This is a genomic window from Paenibacillus odorifer (assembly GCF_000758725.1).
Lineage (GTDB): Bacteria > Bacillota > Bacilli > Paenibacillales > Paenibacillaceae > Paenibacillus_AQ > Paenibacillus_AQ odorifer.
This window is the reverse complement of record NZ_CP009428.1, coordinates 2,194,330-2,211,881: the sequence shown is the minus strand read 5'-3', so window position 1 is coordinate 2,211,881 and position 17,552 is coordinate 2,194,330. Positions and strand designations below refer to the sequence as shown.

Annotated in this window: 18 protein-coding genes and 2 tRNA genes; 5 read left to right on the top strand and 15 right to left on the bottom strand. The window is 44.0% G+C overall.

The window, feature by feature from the left end; translation table 11 throughout:
- From PODO_RS09325 to PODO_RS09315, 3 genes are all read right to left on the bottom strand, one after another.
- Window positions 1–1,197 carry a response regulator transcription factor gene (locus PODO_RS09325; RefSeq protein ID WP_038569708.1) on the bottom strand — a complete coding sequence of 399 codons (1,197 nt, stop codon included), beginning with the start codon at window positions 1,195–1,197 and terminating at the stop codon, window positions 1–3.
- A gap of 5 nt (window positions 1,198–1,202) precedes the next feature.
- The gene (locus PODO_RS09320) at window positions 1,203–2,945 is read right to left on the bottom strand and encodes a cache domain-containing sensor histidine kinase (protein ID WP_244886452.1); all 1,743 of its coding nucleotides are present in this window, start codon (window positions 2,943–2,945) and stop codon (window positions 1,203–1,205) included.
- Between the two features lie 248 nt (window positions 2,946–3,193).
- Window positions 3,194–3,976: a helix-turn-helix domain-containing protein gene (locus PODO_RS09315; protein WP_038569704.1), complete on the bottom strand. Its 783-nt coding sequence runs from the start codon at window positions 3,974–3,976 to the stop codon at window positions 3,194–3,196.
- A gap of 209 nt (window positions 3,977–4,185) precedes the next feature.
- Here PODO_RS09315 and PODO_RS09310 point away from each other — a divergent pair, with 209 nt between their 5' ends.
- Complete coding sequence (locus tag PODO_RS09310) at window positions 4,186–4,551, top strand: VOC family protein (protein WP_051491055.1); 366 nt, start codon at window positions 4,186–4,188, stop codon at window positions 4,549–4,551.
- A 106-nt stretch (window positions 4,552–4,657) separates the two neighbouring features.
- On the opposite strand, the gene PODO_RS09305 is transcribed toward PODO_RS09310, so the two are convergent.
- Window positions 4,658–5,863, bottom strand: coding sequence for an MFS transporter (locus PODO_RS09305; RefSeq protein WP_038569701.1), 1,206 nt, complete (start codon window positions 5,861–5,863; stop codon window positions 4,658–4,660).
- A 192-nt stretch (window positions 5,864–6,055) separates the two neighbouring features.
- On the opposite strand from PODO_RS09305, the gene PODO_RS09300 reads away from it, so the two are divergent.
- Entirely contained in the window at window positions 6,056–6,631 is a 576-nt protein-coding gene (locus PODO_RS09300) for a TetR/AcrR family transcriptional regulator (RefSeq protein ID WP_038569699.1), read from the top strand.
- 336 nt (window positions 6,632–6,967) lie between these two features.
- Here PODO_RS09300 and PODO_RS09295 read toward each other — a convergent pair whose 3' ends face one another.
- A complete protein-coding gene (locus tag PODO_RS09295; RefSeq protein WP_038569697.1) occupies window positions 6,968–7,843 on the bottom strand; it encodes an SDR family NAD(P)-dependent oxidoreductase in 876 nt (291 codons plus the stop codon).
- Window positions 7,844–8,011: 168 nt separating this feature from the next.
- On the opposite strand from PODO_RS09295, the gene PODO_RS09290 reads away from it, so the two are divergent.
- Together PODO_RS09290 and PODO_RS32295 are read left to right on the top strand one after the other, a co-directional pair.
- On the top strand, window positions 8,012–8,470 hold the full coding sequence (locus tag PODO_RS09290; RefSeq protein WP_038569696.1) for a MarR family winged helix-turn-helix transcriptional regulator: 459 nt from the start codon (window positions 8,012–8,014) through the stop codon (window positions 8,468–8,470).
- Window positions 8,471–8,544: 74 nt separating this feature from the next.
- Window positions 8,545–8,610: a putative holin-like toxin gene (locus tag PODO_RS32295; RefSeq protein ID WP_368665214.1), complete on the top strand. Its 66-nt coding sequence runs from the start codon at window positions 8,545–8,547 to the stop codon at window positions 8,608–8,610.
- A 151-nt stretch (window positions 8,611–8,761) separates the two neighbouring features.
- Here the strand turns inward: PODO_RS32295 and PODO_RS09285 are convergent.
- The 3 genes from PODO_RS09285 to nrdR form a co-directional block, all read right to left on the bottom strand.
- Window positions 8,762–8,834: transfer RNA gene (locus PODO_RS09285), tRNA-Lys, on the bottom strand.
- 10 nt (window positions 8,835–8,844) lie between these two features.
- A tRNA-Ala gene (locus tag PODO_RS09280) sits at window positions 8,845–8,920 on the bottom strand.
- Window positions 8,921–9,171: 251 nt separating this feature from the next.
- On the bottom strand, window positions 9,172–9,648 hold the full coding sequence (nrdR, locus tag PODO_RS09275; protein WP_036678976.1) for a transcriptional regulator NrdR: 477 nt from the start codon (window positions 9,646–9,648) through the stop codon (window positions 9,172–9,174).
- A gap of 164 nt (window positions 9,649–9,812) precedes the next feature.
- Between nrdR and PODO_RS09270 the strand changes: the two genes are divergently transcribed.
- Window positions 9,813–10,031, top strand: coding sequence for an alpha/beta-type small acid-soluble spore protein (locus PODO_RS09270; protein ID WP_036678974.1), 219 nt, complete (start codon window positions 9,813–9,815; stop codon window positions 10,029–10,031).
- A gap of 84 nt (window positions 10,032–10,115) precedes the next feature.
- Here PODO_RS09270 and PODO_RS09265 read toward each other — a convergent pair whose 3' ends face one another.
- From PODO_RS09265 to pstB, 7 genes are all read right to left on the bottom strand, one after another.
- The gene (locus PODO_RS09265) at window positions 10,116–10,679 is read right to left on the bottom strand and encodes a lytic transglycosylase domain-containing protein (RefSeq protein WP_036678971.1); all 564 of its coding nucleotides are present in this window, start codon (window positions 10,677–10,679) and stop codon (window positions 10,116–10,118) included.
- Window positions 10,676–11,272, bottom strand: a complete 597-nt coding sequence (gene coaE / locus PODO_RS09260) for a dephospho-CoA kinase (RefSeq protein ID WP_038569693.1) — start codon at window positions 11,270–11,272, stop codon at window positions 10,676–10,678. The genes PODO_RS09265 and coaE overlap by 4 nt, the downstream gene beginning before the upstream one ends.
- Window positions 11,273–11,281: 9 nt before the next feature.
- The gene (locus tag PODO_RS09255; protein WP_036678965.1) at window positions 11,282–12,028 is read right to left on the bottom strand and encodes a manganese efflux pump; all 747 of its coding nucleotides are present in this window, start codon (window positions 12,026–12,028) and stop codon (window positions 11,282–11,284) included.
- Between the two features lie 132 nt (window positions 12,029–12,160).
- Window positions 12,161–12,997 carry a DNA-formamidopyrimidine glycosylase gene (mutM, locus tag PODO_RS09250; RefSeq protein ID WP_038569690.1) on the bottom strand — a complete coding sequence of 279 codons (837 nt, stop codon included), beginning with the start codon at window positions 12,995–12,997 and terminating at the stop codon, window positions 12,161–12,163.
- Between the two features lie 52 nt (window positions 12,998–13,049).
- Window positions 13,050–15,719, bottom strand: a complete 2,670-nt coding sequence (gene polA, locus PODO_RS09245) for a DNA polymerase I (protein ID WP_036678960.1) — start codon at window positions 15,717–15,719, stop codon at window positions 13,050–13,052.
- A 189-nt stretch (window positions 15,720–15,908) separates the two neighbouring features.
- A complete protein-coding gene (gene phoU / locus PODO_RS09240; protein WP_036678957.1) occupies window positions 15,909–16,568 on the bottom strand; it encodes a phosphate signaling complex protein PhoU in 660 nt (219 codons plus the stop codon).
- A 73-nt stretch (window positions 16,569–16,641) separates the two neighbouring features.
- A complete protein-coding gene (gene pstB / locus PODO_RS09235) occupies window positions 16,642–17,397 on the bottom strand; it encodes a phosphate ABC transporter ATP-binding protein PstB (RefSeq protein WP_036678954.1) in 756 nt (251 codons plus the stop codon).
- Window positions 17,398–17,552: the final 155 nt, after the last annotated feature.

Sequence of the window (17,552 nt, the reverse complement as noted above, 5' to 3'; positions counted from 1 at the left end):
TTATGTATTGGCTATCCTGACTTCCGCGTCTATTTCTCTTGCTCCCTGTGAATTACGATATTCAGCAGGCGTCATACCGACGTTTTTTTTGAACAGCTTAGAGAAATAAATCTCATCTTGATACCCTAGCTTTAAGGCAATCGAGTACATCTTTTCATCCGATTCCAGTAACCACTGTTTCGCTTGATTTATTCGTAAATGAATGACGTAGTTAGTAAGAGTCATCCCTACTTCTTGCTTAAATCTCCGCGAGATATGTTCTCGGCTCAGAAAAAAACGGGTGGATAATTTGTCCAAACTTAACTCTTCCATATAATGCTCATCAACAAATGCGACAATATCATTCATACGCCTAACATCATCTAAATCCGCCAAACGATGGATTGCTCTAAAATTTTGTTCAGCCATAGACCTTTGTGCAGATTGAAAAGATAACGATATCTCTGCGAGCGATTGGAGGGAAGGGCCGCTAACCAAACGAACAGGTATATCAAAATGCTGGGTAATCCATTCCTCTATCGGGAAAAACTGTCCATGAAGGGACAGAATCACACAGACATTAGGATCATTTTGAAGCGTAAATGCATTTCCCCACTCCCGTGTAGCCAGTTCTTCGGTCAAAAGCTGAACGTATGGCTCCGAATAGTGAGATTGGTAAAAATACATCATAGTAAAGTCGTATATGTCTGCCTGTGGGAGAGCCGAGGCAATTTCGCCTTCATCAAAAGCTTCACCGTTACAAGCAGCAGTAATCTCCCTGTTTAAGCGAAACATTTTTACCTCTTCATAAAATCCGGACTCCATATTGCGACGGTCTCCCTCTTCTTGTTCCCAGGCTCTCAACGCCCCTTCTAAAGTTTCATTCAGCATTTTCTCTTCAATTGGCTTCATCAAATAATCAAAGCATCCCAGCTTAAACGCTTTACGCATGAAACAATAATCGTCAAACCCAGAAATCATAATCACTTTTCCCGGATAGTCTTTAGCAGCCAACCACTCGATTAACTCCATCCCGCTATTTTTGGGCATTTTGACATCTGTCATTATGATCTCTGGAGATTTCTGCTCAATCAACGCCTTAGCCTCGAGACCATTTCTGGCTTCCAGCACTTCGGTAATCCCGTATTGTTCCCACCGTCCCAAAAAACGGATGATTTTTCTAACATTAGACTCATCATCTACAATAAGAGCTTTCATAAACGTTACTTCTCCTTTAGGTAGAGTGGAATTACTAGCCGTACAGTGAACCCTTGTCCCTGCATCGAATCTAGTTTGATTCCCGCTGTGTGATCGAAATGAAGAACCAAGCGATCATGAATGTTTTTTAACCCGATATGTGCAAAAGAAGGATTGCCTTCTTTAACCGGTGTGTAGAGATTATTTTTTAATGCCTCAAGTTCATCATCCGTCACGCTGTTTCCGTTATTTTCTACGACTAGATTCAAATATTCACCTTGTATTTCACCATAAATATGGATGTAAGCTTGTTCATAGCCCTCGTCATAACAGTGCTTAAAAAAGTTCTCAACGAGCGGCTGCAGGATCATACTAGGAACCGGAATATCAAAAATATCTTTAGGTATATCAATGGAATAGCTAAAATCAGTCTGAAAACGTTCCGCTTGAAGATTCAAATAAGCCTGTACATAATCCACTTCGCTTTGAACCGTCGCCTTCTGATCCACACGAATCGAGTACCGCATCATTTTGGATAAAGAGGTAATCAGTTGATATACTTTTGGAGATTCAGAGAGTAGGGCAACAGCTGCAATGGATTGTAAAGAATTAAATAAAAAGTGCGGATTGATCTGCGACTTTAGCGCCCTATGCTGATTTTTCCTGTTCTCTATCTCAAGCTTATACTCCCGGTCAATGTGACGGTTGATCCGATTCATCATCTCCTTGATATGTCTTTCTAGAATACCGATTTCGTCCTCCCGCATATCGTCGAATGGGGCATTCATATTCCTCCCCTCGATGCGCTGGACTTTTTGACTAAGCAATTTTATCGGCCGTGTAAATCCATATGAAATGATTGTTATCATTATCAAGCCCAGTCCACCTACAACCACACCTACAATGATGTTTGTATAGGCGGTTTTCCTTACATCTTCAAATAAAAAAGAGCTCGGGGTTACCTTAGCAAAATGCCACTCTTTTATCGGTTCCTGCAATGTTCTAGTAAACACAATATCTCCTTCTGGAGATTTAGTATCTGCCTGTGCCGGACTTATTTTCCTTTGCAGTTCATCAGGAACGGTTTTGCCTATCCATGTTTCATCACTGGCGTAAATGACATGATCCTCCGCATCGGAAAGCCACACGCTCTCTTTATTTTTCTGTAGAAAATGATTAGCGATATGAGCAATCTTGTCCAAATCAATATCTATAGTGATGACGCCCAGAAATTCCTGCGTTAGGACATCCACAATTTTGTGATGAACCGTCAAGACCATCGTTTTATCCGAAGGAGGCATAATGGAGGTATCGTTATAGTTCTCAATCAGATGCGGAGCTTCAATAAGATAATTGCTATTAGAGCTCATCAGCTTCTGAATGGAAGCTTGCTGTAATAAATCCGGATTCCTTTTACGGGAACTTAACATGGCATTATAAACTGTAAATGAGCTTTTCCCTTCGTTTATGAATAAACGGATCTGACGAATTTCACTCCTCATGAGATAGAAGTTAGTCATACCCTTATTAATTTCAAGCTGCTTAAAATAAAAATCTTCTTCTAACCCTTCTTCAAACACCCTGAATAAGTCTGGATTTCGGTATAAAATATATGGAAGATTAATGATTTCATCAAAATATTGCTCTAGATCGGCTGACGCCTGCTGAATTTGCTCTTGGCTGTTCTCAAGTTCATGTCGTTCCACATTCTCTTTCGTCTGCCGATAGATCAACAACACGGATAAAAAATACGGTAGAATTATAAACACAAGCAGCAAGAATAATAAGCGCTTATGAATGCTTTTCAAATAAATACTCCTCTGTAAAAATTTCGGTTTTCAGCAAAAAATCTAATATCAGGTTTTATATTTTCACAAATATCCAACACAAAATCAAAATACTTGTTGCTGAGCAACAAGTATTTTTGCCGGATCCATATATGACAAACGCCAATCGTTTATTACCCAAATTATATCCATATGAAACAACCGTTAAGAAATTTCCGCAAATTAATCAGCTATTTGAAGATTGAAATAATTCCCTGCACAATGGGCTTCCAAAGATGTGGATATTCTTGCTGAATTAACTTTCTTACCTCCTCCCCCTTGATGTCGTTGAAATTATTATCTTGAGTAATAAAGGTATAAGCACCTTTTACGGTATCCCCTATAGCTATATGCCCGCTTGCATATCCACCCATTGCAATATGGGAAGCGATAGAGAGACCACCCAAGGAGAACATACCTACAGCTAAACCTCCAACAGCAAATATCCCCAATGCTATTCCACCAACGGCCATTGTACCCGCCGCAATGCCCCCAACGGCTAACAAAAGCCCTAGAGCCAGACCTGCAAAACTGATGAGTCCTAAAGCAAGCGCACCTAAACATAATCCGCCCAAAGCAACAATACCAATAGATACAGCACCAATCGCAATATTACCTATGGCAATAACCCCTTTGGCAACGTATAGCCCCCGTCCGATATGGATATGAACCAGAGGAATTCCAAAGCATGTTCTCTTACTTTTGTACTCATAATGAAACAAGGAATTCAGATCTACATATACGGGGCTTGCGACATGCTCTGCTTTGGTATCGCTTGAAGCATCCTTCACCAGATGATCCAAACTTACGTGAAATAATTCACTTAAACTAATCATCTTATCCATTTCGGGATAGGATTGACCTGATTCCCACTTAGACACGGCTTGCCGCGAAACACCAATCACCTCCGCCAAGTTCTCCTGGGACATTCCTCTCTGTTTCCTATAGCTTTGCAATTTATTTGCAAAGTCCATTCGCCATCACCTCATGCTCATCATATTATAACGTTCTGTAATTGACTACCTATCTACCCTTACATACTGTCAACCACTGGTTGCACAGCTGATTTTGCGGGCTTTTATCCTCATTAAACGTTCTTGATTCCCCATTCTCCCTATTTCCGGGCAAGATGATAGCGTATAATATACGATATAGAATATTCATCAGAGGAGACTATAAAACCATGAAATTGAGTATGAATTGGATTACGCTTCGGGTCCGCGATCTGGAGGCTTCCCTTCATTTTTATAACCGGATACTGGGGCTACCCATTGAGCGTAGATTTGAAAGCAGTGGAAAACAGATCGTCATGTTAGGTCTGGAGGGGCAACCCAAGATCGAGCTTATTCAGGGAAGTGACCCGGCTTTGAAACCGGAATGTGGCGTTTCTGTGGGTTTCGAAGTGGAGTCACTTGATGAAGCGATGGAGAGTTTAAAAAGCCAAGGTATCCCAGTAGCGCGCGGACCAATCGCCCCCAATCCCCACCTGCGGTTCTTTTATATCCTGGACCCGGACGGGTTTGAGGTGCAGTTAGCGGAGCATAACTAACGTTTATCAAGCGCGTTATTACCTCAAAAAGAAATAGACCGCCCTAACCAAAGGTAGCGATCTATTCTGCCGTGTAAAACCTAACCCCCACTCTTAAAGCAAGGCTTTATTCAACAGCTTTAGTTGATCTTTTTTCAGTGAAAAAGTAAACCAAAGCCAATAGCGGCAGGATCACTCCGATGAGTGAGGCGAAGGTCCATCCCCCATAGGCATAAGCCCAACCACCCAAAGATGATCCAACGGCTCCACCCACGAAGAAAATCGCCATAAAGATCCCATTAAGACGCCCCCTCGCTTCACTACCCAATGAATAAATCACACGCTGTCCGAGTACAAGATTTCCGGATACGGCCATATCCAATGTAATCGCGGAAATAAAGAGCAGAATGAGAGCAAAAGTTGAGTGGCTATGGAAAAGATGAATTAGTAAAAAAGACAAGGTGGCAATGATCATGGCCAGCCCGGTTAACCATTTGCTCCAACCTTTATCTGCCAGTCTTCCAGCAATCGGCGCGGCTACAGCCCCACCAACACCTACTAAAGCAAACCATGCGATACCTTGCTGCGACATTCCAAAATCATCCGCCAACCGCAACGGAACCACCGTCCAAAAGAGACTAAAAGCTCCAAATAAACAAGCTTGATATAAGGCACGTCGGCGCAATATAGGCGTTTGTTTTAAAAGGGTGCCTAAAGAGACAATTAATTTACCATAGCTTACCGAAGGTGCAGGTTTACGTTCAGGAAGAAATCGCGACAGCAGAATGGCTAACAACGTGATGACGACCGCTGAAAAAATAAACACGGCTTGCCATCCCCAGATGCTGGTGATAAAGCTTGCCACTGGCCGGGCAAACATAATGCCTAGCAAGAGTCCACTCATAACATTACCAACCACACGGCCACGCTGCTCTTCAGACGCTAAATAGGTGGCATAAGGCACCAGGATTTGGGCTACCACAGAACCGGTTCCTATAAACAAAGATGCTGTCAGGAACAAAGGCGCATTAGCTGCGAAAGCTGCAACCAGCAATGCACCCACCGCAACCATTAACGTGATTACCGTGAGGCGCCGATTCTCAACAATGTCACTCAGCGGCACGATAAATAACAAACCTACAACATAACCGATTTGAGTTAAAGTGACGATCAATCCTGCGGCTGTAGAAGAAAGTCCTGTCGAGACACTGATAGGTCCAACAAGGGTTTGAGCATAATAAAGATTGGCTACGATAAGCCCGCATGCGGCTGCTAACATAAACATCATCCAACTTGAAATGTGGTTCTCTTTCAAAGCTTGTTCTTTTTGCATGTGAATCCTCCTCAGATTATCTTAATAATTTAAATACTGTACGTTCAGTTCACTAATTCATGTTTAAATAATATACTGAACGTATCGTTTTGTAAATAGGTGATAGTCATTTATTTTTTTAGGTTTTTTTAGTATACTGAACGTATAGTTTATATTTTGATTGGAAACAGATTAATGAAAGGGTGATTTCAGATGGAGAGTAAACGAGGGCGTCCGCGTAATGTTGAGACGGAGAAGTCTATTCTTACCGCATCCTATGATTTGTTATTGGAAAATGGTTTTGGAGCAGTTACGGTGGAAAAAATAGCGGATCGTGCCAAGGTCAGCAAAGCTACGATATATAAATGGTGGCCTAACAAGGCTGCCGTGGTCATGGATGGATTCCTATCCTCCGCTGCGGACAGACTACCAGTACCTGACACAGGTTCAGTATTTGATGATATTCTCATGCATGCAACGAACTTATCCCGGTTCCTGATTAGTCGAGAGGGTAAAATCATTACGGAGATCATTGGCGAAGGACAGATGGATTCAGGCTTGGCGGAAGCTTATCGGACCCGATATTTCCAGCCTCGTCGGCTTGAGGCACGGCTGCTTATGGAACGGGGTGTTCAGCGCGGGGAATTGAAGGATAATCTCGATATTGAAGTGATTACCGATCTTATTTACGGGCCGATATTCTACCGCTTGCTGGTGACCGGCCAACCCATAGACGATGCTTATGTGCAGCAGTTGGTGAGGTACGCTTTTCAAGGAATACGTAACTAACGGGAACGGTAATGGAAAAATAGACCGCCCTCTCTCACCAGAGATGCGGTCTATTTCTGCTCGTAGTACTATAAAAGGTCGGCCTGGCGGAAGGTTGAGATACAACGGACCGAGGTGCTCTTATTTTCTGATTATGGGGCGTTTTCCCAAGCTATCGGACTCCTACGCACTTATTTAGTCTTTTCAAAGCAAAATACTGCTACTGGAGAGGAAATAAGTGCGCTACGGTCCGATCACCCGACTAATTGCACCGAATATAGAAAACAAGAGCTATACAGTCCGCAGGATCATAAGTGGGTGATTCGAACGGACAGGAGCTCAGTTTCACTAATTAAATCAATTTCCAACGAAACCTTTCTGCTGCAAAATGTCTCCCGTATCGTTCCATAATTTATTTTCCATTACCTTATCTCCTCCCGGTTGTACGGGTACAATGGGATTGCCTGTCCCAACGTTAAAATATCCCCCGGTGCTCTCTTGATACTTAGGATCGGTCATTAAACGAATAATGATCTCAGCTCCTTTACGAGGATCGCCAATACGAAAGAAATTCAATAAGTGCTTAAGCATCGAAGAAAACCAAAGTTCACGCCCGAGACCTGTAACGTTAAAACCCGGATTCAATGCATGAACGCTAATTCCCGTTCCCGCCCATCGACGTGCAAGCTCACTGGTAAACATAATATTTAACAGTTTGGTTTTCCCATAAATCTCAGATGATCCCCTGTAAGTAAAGGAAGCTGTATTGAGCAAATCTTCTGGCAACTTTAGCACTCCATGCCGGCGTGAAGCTTCTGAAGCAACATTTATGATTTTTGCACTTCCTGCTGCTCTCAAAGAATGCTCTAAGGTATGTGTCAATAACCATGGTGCAAAATAGTTCACAGCCATCATTTCTGAGAATCCATCGGCAGTTATCCGCTGTTCAAACCCATGAAGCCCTGCGTTATTTATTAACACGTCTATCTTCGGAAAAACATTAGATATTTCTTGTCCTAACCTAGTGACATCCTTCATTGAGGATAAGTCTCCGTAAAAAAAACTAATTTCGACTGCTGGTACGCTCTCCTTTATCATTTTTTCAGTTGCTTCCGAACGCGTATTACTCCTTGCAGTCAGAACAAGATGGGCACCTCGCTTAGCCATTTCAAGTGCAACGAGTTGTCCCAAACCGCTTGTAGCTCCAGTAATTACAATAATCGGCTTTGTCATCTTCAACATTCTCCTTTATATAAGGAATTCATAAGGGCCAATTTCATTTTGACAGCGTATTGTCCAAAACATATAATTGATATATATCAACTATATGACGATGATTGATATATGTCAACTACATAGATGTTTGATGACTTTAAAATACAAGGTTAGGTGGTTAAAACAATGAATACTGAACGTAAAGACACGTCGAGAGGACAATTAGAACTGAAGCTAGGTGGACAAATTAGTGCCCTTATTAGCGCTTCGCATGCCCTAAATGTCAGAACTGCTGCCGCTTTCGATTCATCTGTACAACCTGCTGCTTTCCATATAGTTCGTTGGCTGTACTCCTATGGTCCAACAAGTGCCTCTGTATTGGCAGAATCTACGGCTATGGATCGTAGTTCAGTCAGCCGTCTCATCAAGCAACTCGAGAATTTGGGTTATATCAAAAGGGAAGACTCCCCTAACGATCGTCGAGCTATACTTCTTACTCTCACTGATCTTGGGCGGCAAAAAACCTTTGACGCGTTACAGGATAAGGAGTTCATATTTTATGAGCGCATAGCCCAATGGGATAATCAACAGCTTGAGACATTTATCGAAATGCTTCAGGAGTTTAATGGATTTAATGATAATTAATAAATGGAAACAAAAAAAGAAACAGCATCTTGCTGTTTCTTTAGATATGGATTGTCTTTAATTAGAGCCAACAATTGTCACTGATGTTCATCTTCGGCATGTTCATTATTGCACTGCTCAACTACCTCAAAAAGAAATAGACCGTCCTCTCGCAAAGGAATGCGGTCTATTTCCTGACTAAACTTCCGAAGCCGCTTTTATCTACCCAAACTATACCACGATCAAAACCAAATCAAAAGTCACTCACTCCCCAAACAGCAAAAAAACGGCATTTCTGCCGTTTCTTTAAGATGGACTCTCAGGGGCTCGAACCCTGGACAAATAGATTAAGAGTCTACTGCTCTACCAACTGAGCTAAGAGTCCATATGATGTTTGGTGGAGCCAAGGGGGATCGAACCCCTGACCTCATCGCTGCCAGCGATGCGCTCTCCCAGCTGAGCTATGGCCCCGAACTGAAATTTCAGATGTATGTAATCACACATTTTTAAATTTTAGTTTGGTCGTAATTGAGTTGTTCCGATAAACTCAAGCGTCGTAGGCGACTTCTATATAATATAAAAAATCGCCCTCTATGTCAACACTTTTTTTAAAATTCATTTTTCCACTCAAATTCCCCGCTGAGAACTTAGAGGAAACAAACCAGTAGAAGCACTCCTAGCAGACCCTAGGACTGGCTGTAACGCCCTAACTGGGCAAAACCCTATAATCCCTCTAATTCTCCCGTACTCTTGGACAGCAGCCCCTTGAGTTCCTTCATGAACATGTTAATATCCTTGAACTGGCGATATACGGACGCAAAACGAACGTAAGCCACTTCATCTACTGGGTAGAGCTGCTCCATTACGAATTCACCAATCTGTTGGCTTTCCACTTCAGCCACGGCGATGCCGCGCAAAGATTTCTCAACCTCGGACACGATCTTTTCTAGACGTTCCACAGAAACCGGCCGTTTCTCACAAGCACGGATGAGACCGCGGAGTATTTTATCACGACTGAATTCCTCACGGCTGCCGTCTTTTTTAATTACAATCAGTGGCGTCTCTTCAATCATTTCAAAAGTAGTGAACCGTTTGCTGCAACGCTCACATTCACGCCTACGACGGATTGACTTATTTTCATTCGCTGGTCGCGAGTCCAGCACTTTAGTATTTGTGTGATCGCAGTAAGGGCATTTCATAAGCTTCATCACTTCCTATTACATAATGGTATTGGTCCCGGAATGTTATAAATCCGGCTTTTGAACGGCTTTTTTATTATTTCCAGAAATCACCGTTTTTTTCTTGTAATGATAATGGCAAGTCCGGCACATAATACAGTTACCAACAGAGGAGGTGAACAGCAATGAGCCAAAGCAACAACTCCAATAACCTTGTAGCTCCAAATTCCCGCGGTGCCTTGGAACAACTTAAATACGAAGTTGCCCAAGAACTAGGAATCACGCTTTCCCCAGATGGTTACCAAGGCAATAAAACTTCTTATGAAAATGGTTCGATCGGTGGTTACATCACTAAACGTCTTGTAACCCTGGCAGAACAACAACTGGCAGGTCAATACAAATAACCTGACCAACATAAGCTTTTTGAAGAAGTATTAAACGACCTACAAGTCGTTTAATACTTCTTTTTATACATAACACGGCAGAAATTAAAATTCTTTGTAAATGTCCGTGTACTGATCATAGTAATAATTAACGCGCTGTACATAATGCCTGGTTTCACCAATGGGAATATCTTTAATGGTTGCATCTGTCCCATCCCAGATCCCTTCGTCCAACCAGCGTTGAACTTTTCCCGGTCCAGCATTATAAGCTGCGATAATTGCTGTACGTTTGCCTTCGAACTGACGGGATAAAGTTGAAAGATACCATGTACCCAGTTCAATATTAGCCGAAGGCTCATGCTTGAGTTCTTCCATAGATACGTTTGGAAGCTTGGCCTTTTCCAGCGCCCACTTCGCGGTATCCGGCATAAGCTGCATCAGCCCTAGTGCGCCTTTTTTGGATTCTCGTCCAGTTTTAAAGTTCGTTTCTACACGAATAATCGCGGTTACAAGAAACGGGTCTATCTCATAAGTGATGCTGTGCTTGCGAATCTCGTCTTTAAAATGGATGGGATAAAACCACGACATCCAGTTTGTACTCAGAAACAATATTGCCGTAAAACCAACAAATAGCAGAAGCAGTACTCTTTTTTTACGTAACCATTTCATGATAAACCCAGCCTGTCCCAAAAAACAGCAACCTGTTGCTCAGTGTACGCAAGATCGCCACTGTTGTCGATGATGTAGTCCGCTTTATTACGTTTCTGTTCAATATCCATCTGTGCATTCAATCGCGCTTCTGCTTCTTCTAAAGAGAGCCTGTTACGTTCCATTAATCGAGTAATTTGCACTTCACGGGGAACGTAGACTACTACAATCTCATGGAACAGGGATTCAAGCCCTGATTCAAAAAGAAGCGGAATATCCACAATAATAAGCCGCTTCGGCTCTTCCTGCTCCATGCTGTACATACGATTTTTGATTTCCTGCCGGATGGCAGGATGCGTCAAATTGTTCAAGGTTTGCAGGGCCACCGGATCTTGAAAGACGATTTCACCTAATTTGGCCCTATTCAGTGTTCCATCCGGAAAAAGGATCTCTTTTCCAAATTGCTTAGCAGCAGCAGCCAACACTTCATGCCCGGGAAGCATAACTTCTCTGGCGATCACATCGGCATCAACCAGCCTCGCTCCCTTGTTCACAAGCAGTGCAGACACTGTGCTTTTTCCGGATGCGATTCCTCCGGTTAAGCCTATAATCATGTACTCACCTCATAATAGCTTCAGTATTCCCATTGCAATTAATAATAACGCTGGTAATGCGGCAGCATGCTTCATCCAGTAGTTCCCGGCAAATCTAAGTCCAGTCTTCATACCCAGTAATAGAAATGTACCACTAAATAAAGCTATTGTAAGTGATGTCCATATCGGATTGAAGCCAAGCAGCGCTGCGCCAAGTCCAGCCCCAAAAGCATCCAGAGAGAGCGCAATCCCAAGTATCATCGCCTCCATCGAAGAGATGCTTCCTGAGGCATCCATATCCGCAGAAGACGGGGTACGCAAGATCTGCACTACAATCCCCAAACGGCGTAGCTCAAGCGAAAAAACAGCTGATTTCAACGGTTCATCATTCATAACAGGTTCTGTACCCGCTTCAGAATCAGCAGCTACCTCTGCCCAAGCCTGCTCGGAAAATGAGCCCTCATCTACCGTTTCAGCTTTACGTCCGCCATCTGCATCTTTCTCTTTTTGCATCAGCATCTGAACAAGTGACCAGCACCCCATTAGCACAAGTATAACCGCACCAACCATAGAAGCTGCATTCGGAGACACTACCTTGGCAAGCAAAACCCCAACCTGCATCGATACACAGATAACTACCCCCGAACAGAGCGAGATAATCAGAACGGAGAGCAGTGGTATTTTCATTTTACGCAGCCCATATGTAATTCCTACACCAAAACCGTCCAAACTCAAGGCAAACGCTAGCAATAGCAGTGAAAATAATGGGCTGAGCACCCGCAATCCCTCCTGTGAAGAACCGGCAAACTGAAAAGTTTATCGTTTCAGCTTCCGTTCTCTATTAAGCATTCTTCACACAGTATATGGGCGGGACAAGTAGTGGGTGCCAACCTTATTATTTCAACAAATTCAGTTAACAGTCGGGCGCTGGCAATTTGGACAATAATGCGTGCCACGACCGCCTACAACCGTCTTCTCAATCATCGTTCCACAGTTACTGCACGGCTGATCCTTACGACCGTAAATCAATAGCTGCTGCTGATACGTACCGCTCTCACCTTGGCCATTAACATATGACTTAACAGATGAACCTCCGGCGTTAACCGCTTCGGCCAGCGTGCTTACAATGGCATGATGCAGCTTGTCCAATTGATTGTCCGTGAGCGATTTGGCGCTGTCTTCAGGATGGATGCCCGCACGGTGCAACGACTCATCTACATAAATATTGCCGATGCCGACGATATATTCCTGATTAAGCAGCAGCGATTTAATTTTGGTGCTTTTACCTGACACGATCTGCTTAAACCTCTCCGGTGTAAAAGAAGGCTCCAGCGGCTCCTGCCCCAGCTTGTTTAAAGGCGGCAGCTGAAGATCTTCTCCCATCTGAAAAAGATGCATCGTACCGAACTGGCGAACATCCGTGTAACGCAGCTCAGTTCCATCCGTAAAATGAAAAATCACATGTGTATGCTTGTCCAGTGGGTCATCATTTGAAAAAAGTCCGTAACGGCCTTCCATCCGCAAATGTGACACAAGCACCAGACCATCCAGCACAATACGCAAAAACTTTCCTCTTCGTTCAACTTTAACAATGCTATGACCTGCCAGCAGGTGGGCAAAAGCCTGAATATCATCCGGACGCTGAATAATCCGCGCCAACCGGACGGTTACATTCTCTATCTGCTTTCCATTAACTAACTTATTAAGTGTTCTCTTGACTGTCTCTACTTCCGGTAATTCCGGCATGATGTCTTCACCTCAACTACATTATAGCTGATATGCACACCTTAAAGGGAGTCTATTTCGCCTCGTACCAGTTACTTCCAAAGCTGACCTCTGCCTTAAGTGGCACAGATAACTTCAGTGCTCCACCCATTACTTCCGGCAAAAGCGTCTTCATAAGCTCCATTTCATCCTCTGGCACCTCGAATACAAGCTCATCGTGTACTTGAAGCAGCATACGGCTCTTAAGCCCACGATCAAATAATGCCTTGTCCATATGCACCATCGCCAGCTTGATAATATCCGCTGCTGTTCCCTGTATAGGTGTATTCATTGCTGTCCGCTCCGCAAAAGAGCGCAGATTAAAGTTCTTCGCATTAATCTCCGGTAGATAACGGCGACGTTCGAGCAACGTGGTCACATAACCATACTTTCGCGCCTCTACTACGATATCGTCCATATAGCGGCGCACACCCTGATATACCTCGAAATACTGCTCAATAAATTGAGCGGCTTCCTTACGCGGAATATTCAAATTCTGCGAGAGGCCGTAATCACTGATCCCGTAGACGATCCCGAAGTTTACGGCTTTTGCGGCACGGCGCATATTGCTGTCCACCTGTTCCGCGGTCACACCGAACACATCCATCGCTGTCTTCGTGTGAATATCCATATCATGCAGAAAAGCTTCCTTCATCCGCTCATCACCTGAAATATGCGCCAGCACACGCAGTTCGATCTGCGAATAGTCGGCTGCCAGGATGGACCAGCCCGGTTCGGACGGAACGAATACCTTGCGGATTTTGCGTCCTTCCTCTAGACGAATCGGGATATTCTGCAAGTTCGGGAATTGGCTGCTAAGCCGTCCTGTAGCGGCAATCGTCTGCCGGTAGAATGTATGCACCTTCCCTGTGTTCGGGGAAATTTCTTTAAGCAGCCCCTCTACGTAGGTAGATTGAAGCTTCGCAATTGTGCGATATTGCAAAATCAAACGCACCACATCGTGGTATGGCGCCAGTTTTTCAAGCACTTCGGCATCCGTGGAATAACCCGTCTTCGTCTTCTTGACGACAGGCAGACCTAGCTTTACAAACAAGATTTCACCCAGCTGCTTTGGTGAGTTCAAATTAAACTCAGTGCCACAAATCTCGTATATTTCACTGACCAATTTGGAAATTTGCGCCTCAAATTCTTTTCCAAGCTCTTTAAGATCACCAGCATTGACTGCAATCCCCTGTTTCTCCATATCCGCCAAAATCCGTGACAAAGGCATTTCCAGATCCTCGAATAGCCCTGTCATCGCGGTCTCCACCAGCTCCTGCTGTTGCTTCTGTGCGATTCCAAGAACCGTTGCACTCTTTCGTGCAACGTGATTTCCTAAGACTTCAAGCTCAGGGATTTTGTATTTGGCACCTTTACCAAATACCTCTTCATCAGGAGAGAGCCGCGGCAAGCCGTATTTAGCAGTGAGATCGTTTAGATTCTGATTAGCCTCCGTAGGATCAAGCAAATAAGCCGCCAGCTGCACATCATGGGCTGCACCTGCAAAAGCAATTCCCTGCCAGTGTAGAGCCAAATCAGCGCGGTGAAGATCATATCCACTTTTCGGAGCCTTTTCATCTCCTAGCCAATCACGCAGCTTCGCAGCAGCCGGTTTATGCAGTAATTCAAACGGCACATAGTAATGCCGCTCCAGAGAGGACAATCCTATTCCGATTACCTCGGCACGATGCGGATTATCTCCATTCGATTCCACATGCAGCGCCGAAATGCCAGCCAGGGCTTCACTTAGCCCCTTAAGTTCTTCTTCACTTACGATCGTAATATCAAGTGCAGCTGCTTCTACTTCAGCAGCACTTTCCTCTCCCTCGGCAACAGGAGCATAAGCACTAAGAGACAAACGTTCCAACAGTGATTTAAATTCCAGCTTGGCAAGCGCTGGGCCGGCTGTATCCGCTAAAATTCCATTAAAGACCATGTCTTCCCACGAATGCTCAAGCGGCACTTCGCGATAGATGGTCGCTAATTTTTTACTCATTACCGCATCTTCCGCATGGGTTTCCAGTTTTTCTTTCATTTTACCCTTTAGCTCACCGGTTCCAGCTAAGACACCTTCCACCGATCCAAATTGATGCAGCAGCTTCAAAGCTGTCTTCTCACCTACGCCGGGTACTCCCGGGATGTTGTCACTCGCATCGCCCATCAGCCCTTTAAGATCAATGATCTGCTCTGGGGTTAGGTCATATTTCTCCCGGATTTGTTCCGGCCCATAAAGCTCAACTTCAGTGACCCCTTTGCGGATTAAAGCAACGGTCGTATGCTCAGAGGCCAGCTGCAACATATCCTTGTCTCCCGACACGATCATAACCTGCCGTCCCGCTTCATCCGCCTGGCGCGAAATGGTGCCAATAATATCATCAGCCTCATAATTGCCAATTTCAAACTGCGGTACACCTAAATTAGTCAGCAATTCCTTCAGCAATGGGAACTGCTCGGAGAGCTCGGGCGGTGTTTTTTGCCGGCCGCCCTTATAATCCTGATAACCTTCATGCCGAAAAGTAACTTTCCCTGCATCGAAAGCGACAATCATATGTGTCGGTTTATGTTCTTCAATTAATCGAAGCAGCATCGTTGTAAATCCGTACACCGCATTTGTCTGTTGCCCTGCTGTATTCGTCAGCGGGGGCATCGCAAAAAAAGCACGGTAAATAATATTGTTTCCATCTATAAGTATCAACTTGTCCATAGTGCACCTCGCCTTTTTCATGCGTACTCCTTACATCTTACCATATGCCCTGTACAAGTAGAAACGGCTTTACCAACCTAAACAGTGGGATAAGCTGATATGTTAAGGATATACAACAAGTAGCCGCCCTTTTAAAAGGGCGGCTACTTAGTTTAACTAAAGATATAACAAAAGCTGTGGAAGTGCAAATTACTGATTCAAGTCCGGACGGCTGCCTGTGACCAGATAAACAACACTCTCACCAATGTTAGTCGCATGATCGGCAATCCGTTCAATATAACGGCCTACCAGCGTTAATAACATAGCTTGAGATACAGAATCCGGTTTTGCCACCATATAACTATATAGCTCATTGATCATCGAACCATATAATTGATCGACCTGATCATCATCTTGTGCCATTCTATAAGCCAGATCCGTGTTCTCATCCAGATAAGACTGGATAGCCTCATCAATCATGGTCGTCACAATTTCCGCCATACGTGGAATGTCTACAAGCGGCTTGATCAGCTGCTGTCCATGGATGCGCATAGTTGCTTTCGCAACATCAATAGCCAAGTCACCCATACGTTCCAAATCGCTAGATATTTTGAAAGCAACGATAATGCGGCGCAAATCTTTTGCTACAGGCTGCTGCGTAATAATTAGCCGTGAGCCAATTTCCATGATTTTATCTTCCATGGCATTCAGCTGCAAATCTGCTTTAATGATTTCCTGAGCGCGTACAGTATCAAGATTCTGTAAAGCAACAATTGCTCCACCAAGAGCATCTATTACATGTTCACCCATCTGCTGCAGCAGACTGCGCAGCTCTTCCAAATCTTTATCAAATTCTTTTCTGCGAATCATAGTAAGAGCGATCCTCCTCATTAATGTATGGTCAGCTTGCCATTTCCAAGGACGAGCGCCCTTGTAGCCCGTATCAGCCGAAACGTCCAGAAATATAATCTTCGGTGCGGGAATCCTTAGGAGTCGAGAACAACACCTCTGTATCCGCCGCCTCTACAATTACACCATTCAAGAAAAACACGGTTCGACCAGATACACGTGCCGCCTGATGCATGTTATGAGTAACCATAACGATTGTATACTTACTTCTTAATTCCTGTACAAGCTCCTCTATCTTGAGCGTAGACACAGGATCCAGTGCAGACGTTGCTTCATCCATGAGCAGGATATCCGGCTGAACTGCCAAAGCTCGGGCAATACACAGCCGTTGCTGCTGTCCGCCGGACAAGCTAAGGGCAGATTTTTTCAGAAAATCTTTAACTTCCTCCCACAGCGCGGAATGACGCAGACTTTGCTCTACAATCTCATCCAGTTCGCTCTTTGAACGAATGCCATGCAGGCGAGGACCGTAAGCTACATTGTCGTAAATCGACTTTGGAAAAGGATTTGGCTGTTGGAATACCATGCCGACCTGTTTACGCAGGCTTTCTACCTCTACCTCGTCACTATAAATATTTTTGCCACCGATGTTTACAGTTCCTTCAATACGTGTACCAGGAATCATATCATTCATACGATTCAGCGTGCGCAACAGAGTGGATTTTCCGCAACCGGAAGGTCCGATAAAAGCAGTAACCTGTTTCTCCGGAATTTGCAGATTCACATTCTTCAGTGCGTGAAATGACTCATAGTAGAGATCAAGTTTCTCTATGTCAATGATGGATTTCATTAGTATTTACGTCTCCTTCTCATCATCTTCGTTCTCCATAATAAGCTTTTAATGTAAATACAGTTGGAGAGAAATGTTAACGCAATGTAAAATTGGTGAAGATGAATTAGTCCACGTGATAGTATTCCCTACAATTCGGCGTGTAATCTCACCTG

Coding starts and splice junctions, on each gene's coding strand:
- PODO_RS09325 (WP_038569708.1), bottom strand. CDS start 1,197: ATGAAAGCTCTTATTGTAGATGATGAGTCTAATGTTAGAAAAATCATC.
- PODO_RS09315 (WP_038569704.1), bottom strand. CDS start 3,976: ATGGACTTTGCAAATAAATTGCAAAGCTATAGGAAACAGAGAGGAATG.
- PODO_RS09310 (WP_051491055.1), top strand. CDS start 4,186: ATGAAATTGAGTATGAATTGGATTACGCTTCGGGTCCGCGATCTGGAG.
- PODO_RS09305 (WP_038569701.1), bottom strand. CDS start 5,863: ATGCAAAAAGAACAAGCTTTGAAAGAGAACCACATTTCAAGTTGGATG.
- PODO_RS09300 (WP_038569699.1), top strand. CDS start 6,056: ATGGAGAGTAAACGAGGGCGTCCGCGTAATGTTGAGACGGAGAAGTCT.
- PODO_RS09295 (WP_038569697.1), bottom strand. CDS start 7,843: ATGACAAAGCCGATTATTGTAATTACTGGAGCTACAAGCGGTTTGGGA.
- PODO_RS09290 (WP_038569696.1), top strand. CDS start 8,012: ATGAATACTGAACGTAAAGACACGTCGAGAGGACAATTAGAACTGAAG.
- nrdR (WP_036678976.1), bottom strand. CDS start 9,648: ATGAAATGCCCTTACTGCGATCACACAAATACTAAAGTGCTGGACTCG.
- PODO_RS09270 (WP_036678974.1), top strand. CDS start 9,813: ATGAGCCAAAGCAACAACTCCAATAACCTTGTAGCTCCAAATTCCCGC.
- PODO_RS09265 (WP_036678971.1), bottom strand. CDS start 10,679: ATGAAATGGTTACGTAAAAAAAGAGTACTGCTTCTGCTATTTGTTGGT.
- coaE (WP_038569693.1), bottom strand. CDS start 11,272: ATGATTATAGGCTTAACCGGAGGAATCGCATCCGGAAAAAGCACAGTG.
- mutM (WP_038569690.1), bottom strand. CDS start 12,997: ATGCCGGAATTACCGGAAGTAGAGACAGTCAAGAGAACACTTAATAAG.
- polA (WP_036678960.1), bottom strand. CDS start 15,719: ATGGACAAGTTGATACTTATAGATGGAAACAATATTATTTACCGTGCT.
- phoU (WP_036678957.1), bottom strand. CDS start 16,568: ATGATTCGCAGAAAAGAATTTGATAAAGATTTGGAAGAGCTGCGCAGT.
- pstB (WP_036678954.1), bottom strand. CDS start 17,397: ATGAAATCCATCATTGACATAGAGAAACTTGATCTCTACTATGAGTCA.